General features: G+C 68.1%; 7 protein-coding genes and 1 pseudogene. 5 read left to right on the forward strand and 3 right to left on the reverse strand.

The window, feature by feature from the left end; all coding sequences use genetic code 11:
- On the forward strand, window positions 1-445 hold a 445-nt coding region (locus EPO51_RS22160), incomplete at its 5' end, for an MBL fold metallo-hydrolase RNA specificity domain-containing protein (RefSeq protein WP_293354749.1).
- Window positions 442-1,968 carry a thymidine phosphorylase family protein gene (locus EPO51_RS22165; protein ID WP_293354752.1) on the forward strand — a complete coding sequence of 509 codons (1,527 nt, stop codon included), beginning with the start codon at window positions 442-444 and terminating at the stop codon, window positions 1,966-1,968. The genes EPO51_RS22160 and EPO51_RS22165, both read left to right, overlap by 4 nt.
- On the opposite strand, the gene EPO51_RS22170 is transcribed toward EPO51_RS22165, so the two are convergent.
- The 3 genes from EPO51_RS22170 to EPO51_RS22180 all read right to left on the reverse strand — a co-directional run bounded on the left by EPO51_RS22170 (window position 1,926) and on the right by EPO51_RS22180 (window position 3,691).
- Window positions 1,926-2,612 carry an RNA polymerase sigma factor gene (locus EPO51_RS22170; protein ID WP_292026938.1) on the reverse strand — a complete coding sequence of 229 codons (687 nt, stop codon included), beginning with the start codon at window positions 2,610-2,612 and terminating at the stop codon, window positions 1,926-1,928. The genes EPO51_RS22165 and EPO51_RS22170 overlap by 43 nt on opposite strands.
- Before the next feature lie 279 nt (window positions 2,613-2,891).
- Window positions 2,892-3,551 carry a methyltransferase family protein gene (locus EPO51_RS22175; RefSeq protein WP_293354755.1) on the reverse strand — a complete coding sequence of 220 codons (660 nt, stop codon included), beginning with the start codon at window positions 3,549-3,551 and terminating at the stop codon, window positions 2,892-2,894.
- A gap of 11 nt (window positions 3,552-3,562) precedes the next feature.
- The gene (locus EPO51_RS22180; protein WP_293354761.1) at window positions 3,563-3,691 is read right to left on the reverse strand and encodes a DUF2933 domain-containing protein; all 129 of its coding nucleotides are present in this window, start codon (window positions 3,689-3,691) and stop codon (window positions 3,563-3,565) included.
- On the opposite strand from EPO51_RS22180, the gene EPO51_RS22185 reads away from it, so the two are divergent.
- The 3 genes and pseudogenes from EPO51_RS22185 to EPO51_RS22195 form a co-directional block, all read left to right on the forward strand.
- On the forward strand, window positions 3,632-3,904 hold the full coding sequence (locus tag EPO51_RS22185; RefSeq protein WP_230307572.1) for a hypothetical protein: 273 nt from the start codon (window positions 3,632-3,634) through the stop codon (window positions 3,902-3,904). The two genes, EPO51_RS22180 and EPO51_RS22185, sit on opposite strands and share 60 nt — an antisense overlap.
- Before the next feature lie 70 nt (window positions 3,905-3,974).
- Window positions 3,975-5,171: an acetate/propionate family kinase gene (locus EPO51_RS22190; protein ID WP_293354758.1), complete on the forward strand. Its 1,197-nt coding sequence runs from the start codon at window positions 3,975-3,977 to the stop codon at window positions 5,169-5,171.
- Window positions 5,172-5,220: 49 nt separating this feature from the next.
- A pseudogene (locus EPO51_RS22195) lies at window positions 5,221-5,447 on the forward strand (hypothetical protein); the annotation flags it as partial.

The following is a 5,447-nucleotide window of genomic DNA, read 5'->3' on the forward strand; positions in this document are numbered from 1 at the left end:
CTATGTGCGCGATGTGGACGCCTCCAAGAAACTCACCGCCAGCCCCATGCCCAAGGTCATCCTTTCGGCCAGCGGCATGGCCACCGGCGGGCGGGTGCTCCACCATATCAAGGCCTTCGGTCCGGACCGGCGCAACACCATCCTGTTTTCAGGCTTCCAGGCGGCCGGCACTCGCGGTCGCTCGATGGTCGAAGGCGCCAAGGAAGTGAAGGTCCACGGTCAGTGGGTTCAGGTCAACGCGGAGGTGGCCAACCTGCCGATGCTCTCGGCCCACGCCGACTACGAGGAAATCCTGCGCTGGCTTTCCGGCCTCAGGCGACCGCCGCGCAAGACCTTCATCGTCCACGGCGAGTCCCATGCGGCGGACGCCCTGCGGGTCCGGATTCAGGACCGGCTCGGATGGGACTGCGTCATCCCGCAGATGATGGAGCGGCACGAACTGTGAGCGAAGTGGTCAAGACTGCACCCCATGCGGCGGCGCCCCTCAAAGCGCGCCGCTTCGGCCTGTACGCCCAGCACGAATCCATCGTGCTGATGCGGCGCGACTGCCACGTATGCCGCTCCGAAGGCCTGTCGTCCCGCGCCCAGGTGGTGCTTTCGGCCGCCGGCCGGGAGGTCTACGCCACCCTGTACCAGATGGACGGCGACGTTCTCGGCCTCGACGAGGCGGCGCTCTCAGAAGAGGCCTGGCGGCAGTTGGCGGTGGCGCCGGGCGATCCCGTCGTCGTGCGACACGCTCCGGCCATCGACTCCATGTCCAGCGTTCGCCGCCGGATCTATGGAGCGCGGCTGGATGAGGCCGCGATCCGGGGTGTCGTCCAGGACGTGGCCGCCGGGCGATACACGCCGATCCATCTCGCGGCCTTTCTGACCGCGACATCGGTGCTGCCGATGGACGACGCCGAGACGGTGGCGCTGACCCGGGCCATGGTGGACGTCGGCGACCGCCTGAGCTGGCCGTCGGATATCGTCATGGACAAACACTGCATCGGCGGACTTCCCGGCAACCGCACGACGCCGATCGTCGTCGCCATCCTCGCCGCCTGCGGCCTGGTCACGCCCAAGACCTCCTCGCGGGCCATCACTTCACCGGCCGGCACGGCCGACACCATGGAGACCCTGGCGCCGGTCGATCTCGACCTGCCCGCCATGCGCCGCGTGGTGGAAGCCGAGAACGGCTGCGTCGTCTGGGGCGGGGCTGTGAAGCTCAGCCCGGTCGACGACATCTTTATCCGCGTGGAGCGGGTCCTCGACGTCGACACCGAAGGCCAGCTGATCGCCTCGGTCCTGTCCAAGAAGATCGCGGCGGGTTCCACCCATGTGGTGCTGGACATTCCCGTCGGCGCCACCGCCAAGGTGCGGACGAGAGAGGCGGCCGCGAAGTTGGCGCAACGGCTCGTCGAGATCGCGGCCCGGTTCGACCTGAAGGCCCTCTGCGTTCAGACCGACGGGGAGCAGCCGGTCGGCGTCGGCATCGGCCCGGCGCTGGAAGCGCTTGATGTTCTGGCGGTGCTGCAGAACCGACCCGAAGCGCCGCAGGACCTGCGCCAGCGCGCCTGCCTGCTGGCGGGCGCCGCGCTCGAACTTGCCGGCGTGGCGAAAGCCGGTCGGGGCGCCGAAGCGGCCGAGGCTGTTCTCGCTGATGGTCGCGCCTGGGCGCGATTTGAGCGGATCTGCGAGGCGCAAGGGGGCATGCGCACACCGCCCGTCGCGGCCCAGCGGGCGCCCATCCATGCGACCCGGTCCGGCCGCGTCATCCTCATCAACAACCGCCAGGTCGCTACGCTGGCCAAGCTGGCTGGCGCGCCTGAACGCAAGGCCGCCGGCGTCCAGATGCAGGTGCGCCTTGGCACGGAAGTCTCAGCGGGCCAGCCATTGCTGACGGTGCACGCCGAGACAGCGGGCGAACTCGCCTATGCGCTCGACTATGCGGCGTCGCATGGCGATATGATCGAGATCGAGGCCTGACCCGCCGTACCGACGGCTTGCCTCCACCGCGCCGCGAGGGCGCAGGGCTCCGGGCAGGCGCCGCAACGCGCCTGCATGCGTTCACGCAGCGCCGCGCGGGCGCGGTGGACCCGAACACCGATGTTGTTGGTGGTCAGCTGCATCTCACCGGCGATCACCTTCAGAGGCGTCTCCTGGAGTTCGGCGCGCCGCACGAGCTGGGCGGCCTCGGGCCTGAGCTCGTCCAGTGCTCCGGCCAGGCACTGCAGCGCCCGGTTCAGATCCTCGGACGCGTCATCCCCAATGGTACGAGGGAGCTCCGAGAGTATGGCCTCGTTCAGTCGGGTGCGGCTCGCATTGCGCCTGTAGCGGTCGAACAGGGCATTGCGCAGCGCGATGCCAAGCCATGCGTCAATCTTGCCGGGGTTGGTCAGGTGTCTTGCACCCTGGGTGGCCTTAAGGGCGAACTCCTGCAGAACGTCCTCGGCGTCTTCCTCCGACCGGAGGCGTCGCCTGAGGAAACGCAAATGGCCGGCCCGGCCCTTTCGAAGCCCGAGTTCCACCAGCTGTTGAATGTCCTCGGGACGGGCCGACGCCGGGACAAGCCCAAGCGGAGCGCGCGCTGTCCCGGGCGCGGTCGATATGGAGGCGTAATTCAGGCTCATCTGACAAATCCCGTCCTTCAACTTGAAAGCAGGATCGGTTCGGAAATGTCGGCCGCGATTGCGATAGATCAAACGGTCAGATCAAGAATATTTGCAGCCGATATTCCGAGGGATTGTCCTTTGCGGCGCGTATTGGCGCTGTGAGCGAGGTAAGGCCGTTCGGCGAAAGCTGAAACGAATCTTGCGGTCGTGTGGTGAGCGCCCTTCGGATGCCGCTGGCGCCAATCGCCGATCTGTGGTGGGCGCAGGGCTCCTTGGGGTCGGGACCCGAACGGAATATCAGAGGCGGGAAGGCGTCGGGGCCGCCCGGGAGCGCAGCCGCGGAATGAAGGCGGGCGTGGCCAGCCTGTAGGTTGCGTAGTCCAGGCCGAAGCGGGCTTCGGTCTCGCGCTCCTCGCTCCGGGCCAGCCGCCAGTACATGAAGACCAGGACCGGGAACATGGCCAGGGTGAGGACCGTCGGCCACTGCAACAGGAAGCCGAACATCACCAGGACGAAGCCGACGTATTGCGGATGGCGAATGGACCGATAGGGGCCGCTGGCGGCCAATACGCCTTCCTGCTGAGCGCGATAGAGCACCGGCCAGGCCGCGGAGATCAGCCAGAAGCCGCCGCCGATGAAGGCGAAGCTGAGGATGTGAAAGGGTCCGAAATGGGGGTTCGCCCTCCAGCCGAACATCGTCTCCAGAAGGTGGCCGGCGTCGTGCGACCACCAATCGACGCCGGGGAAGCGCGTTTGCAGCCAGCCGGACAGGAAATAGAGGGTGAGCGGAAAACCGTACATCTCGGTGAAGAGCGCCACCAGAAAGGCGCTGAAAGCGCCGAACGAGCGCCAGTCCCGGCCCGTCCTCGGCTTGAAGAAGGTGAAGGCGAAAAAGATGAAGAGGACCGAGTTCAGGATGACCAGGGACCAGAGGCCGTAGGCTTGCGGTTCGGGCATGGGAACCTCGCTCAGGATTGGTGCGGACGGGAGGAATCGGCGGCCGAAGGGCCCGGCGGTCCCTGACGATGCCCGCGCCCATGACCGCCGTGCATGGTCATGTGCAGCAGCGGGCAGAGCAGGATCAGGAGGAACGGCAGCCAGCCGAGGAGATGAACACGATGCTCCCCGATGAGCAGATAGGCCAACCCTGCGCCGAAGGCTGCGAAGGTGAGGAGATTCAGGATGCGTCCTGGTCGGTTCGAAGCCATGGGGCTGAATCCTTTCGGGAGAGACTGAACATCGCTGCCTGTCTGACGCCGCCGGCGGCAAAGTATTACGCCGCGGGCGGATCGCGGGAGAGGGCGGTGTGAGGCGGCCGGCGTGGTCGGGTCTGTAACGGGCGAGGATTGGCTGCGTCAGGACGTGAACAGCACGCCCGGCGTGCGCCAGCCCGAGGTCAACGCCAGGATGCCGCCTGTCCTCGCCCTCAACGTCGGCTCCTCCACGGTCAAGTTCGGCGTGTTCGAAGCCGCCCGGGGACACCTTGCACCGGTGTTGCGGGGCCGGATCGAATCTAACGGCGCGGGTCGACGGCTCGTGAGCCAGGACGCCGCCGGCGGCGTCCTGTCCGAAACGCCCTGGGTCGCCGGGGGCGACGACGCGACGTCAGATCTGTTGCGTTGGGTGGAGGCGCGACTGGCCGGGCCCGTGGCCGCGGTCGGACATCGCGTGGTCCACGGCGGCCCCGACTTCAGCCAGGCGGTCGCCGCCTCCGACCCCGTTCTCGAGAGCCTTGAGGCCCTTGCCCCGCTTGCGCCCCTGCACCAGCAGCAAGGACTCGCGGGGGTCCGGGCGCTCTGCAAGGCGTGTCCCGATCTGCCTCAGGTCCTGACGTTCGATACCGCCTTCCATGGCGGTCACGACCCCGTGGCGGATCGGCTGGGTCTGCCCCGGCTCTGGGAAGCCAGAGGGCTTCGCCGCTACGGCTTCCACGGCCTGTCCTACGAATCCGTGGCCGGACAGCTCGCGGTGCTCGATCCGTCGATGGCTGAGGGACGCGTGGTTGCGGCCCATCTGGGTTCGGGCGCGAGCCTTTGCGCGCTGAGGAACGGCCGGAGCATCGACACCACCATGGGCGCCACGCCGCTCGACGGCCTGGTCATGGGCACGCGCTGTGGGAGCCTGGACCCTGGGGTGGTGCTCTATCTGCAGCAAGCCGGGGGCCTCGACGCCGCCGGATTGGTCGATCTGCTCTATCGGCGCTCCGGCCTGCTGGGCGTCTCGGGTCTCAGTGGCGACATGCGGGTTTTGCTGGAAAGCGACAGCCCGGCCGCGCGGGAGGCGGTCGATCTGTTCGTCTATCGGGCGGCGCGCGAGGTCGCGGCCCTGGCGGGGAGCCTGGAGGGTCTCGACGGTCTGGTCTTCACCGCGGGCATCGGCGAGAATTCGCCGCGGATCCGCGCGGAGACCTGCGCACGGCTCGCCTGGCTGGGGGTCGAACTCGACCCGGCCGCCAATCGTCGCGGTTCTGGACGCCTGAGCCCGGTCGGCGCTCCCGTCACCGTCCGGATGATCCGCACAGATGAAGAACGCGTGATCGCCCGCCACACGTCGCGGCTGCTCGGCCTTGACCGGTGACCCGGCGCGGTTCACGCCGGTTCGCCACCACAAGGAGGCCCGTTCATTGATGTCCGACCTGTCGCCCTCGGCCGGCTCCGTACGCGCAGACCAGCTGAACGGCGGCTGCTTCTGCGTGGGGGTGGATCAGACGGCCCTCGCGGCCGCGCTTGATCGTGAGACGGGGATCCCCGGATTTGCCGCGGACCTGGCGGAAACCCACCCCTGGCTGTTCGCGCGGTCCCCCGTCTTCCTGCCCGCGGAGACGCTCGACCGGATGATGGCCGTGGTCGCGGC

This window comes from Phenylobacterium sp. (assembly GCF_004297125.1).
Taxonomy (GTDB): domain Bacteria; phylum Pseudomonadota; class Alphaproteobacteria; order Caulobacterales; family Caulobacteraceae; genus Phenylobacterium.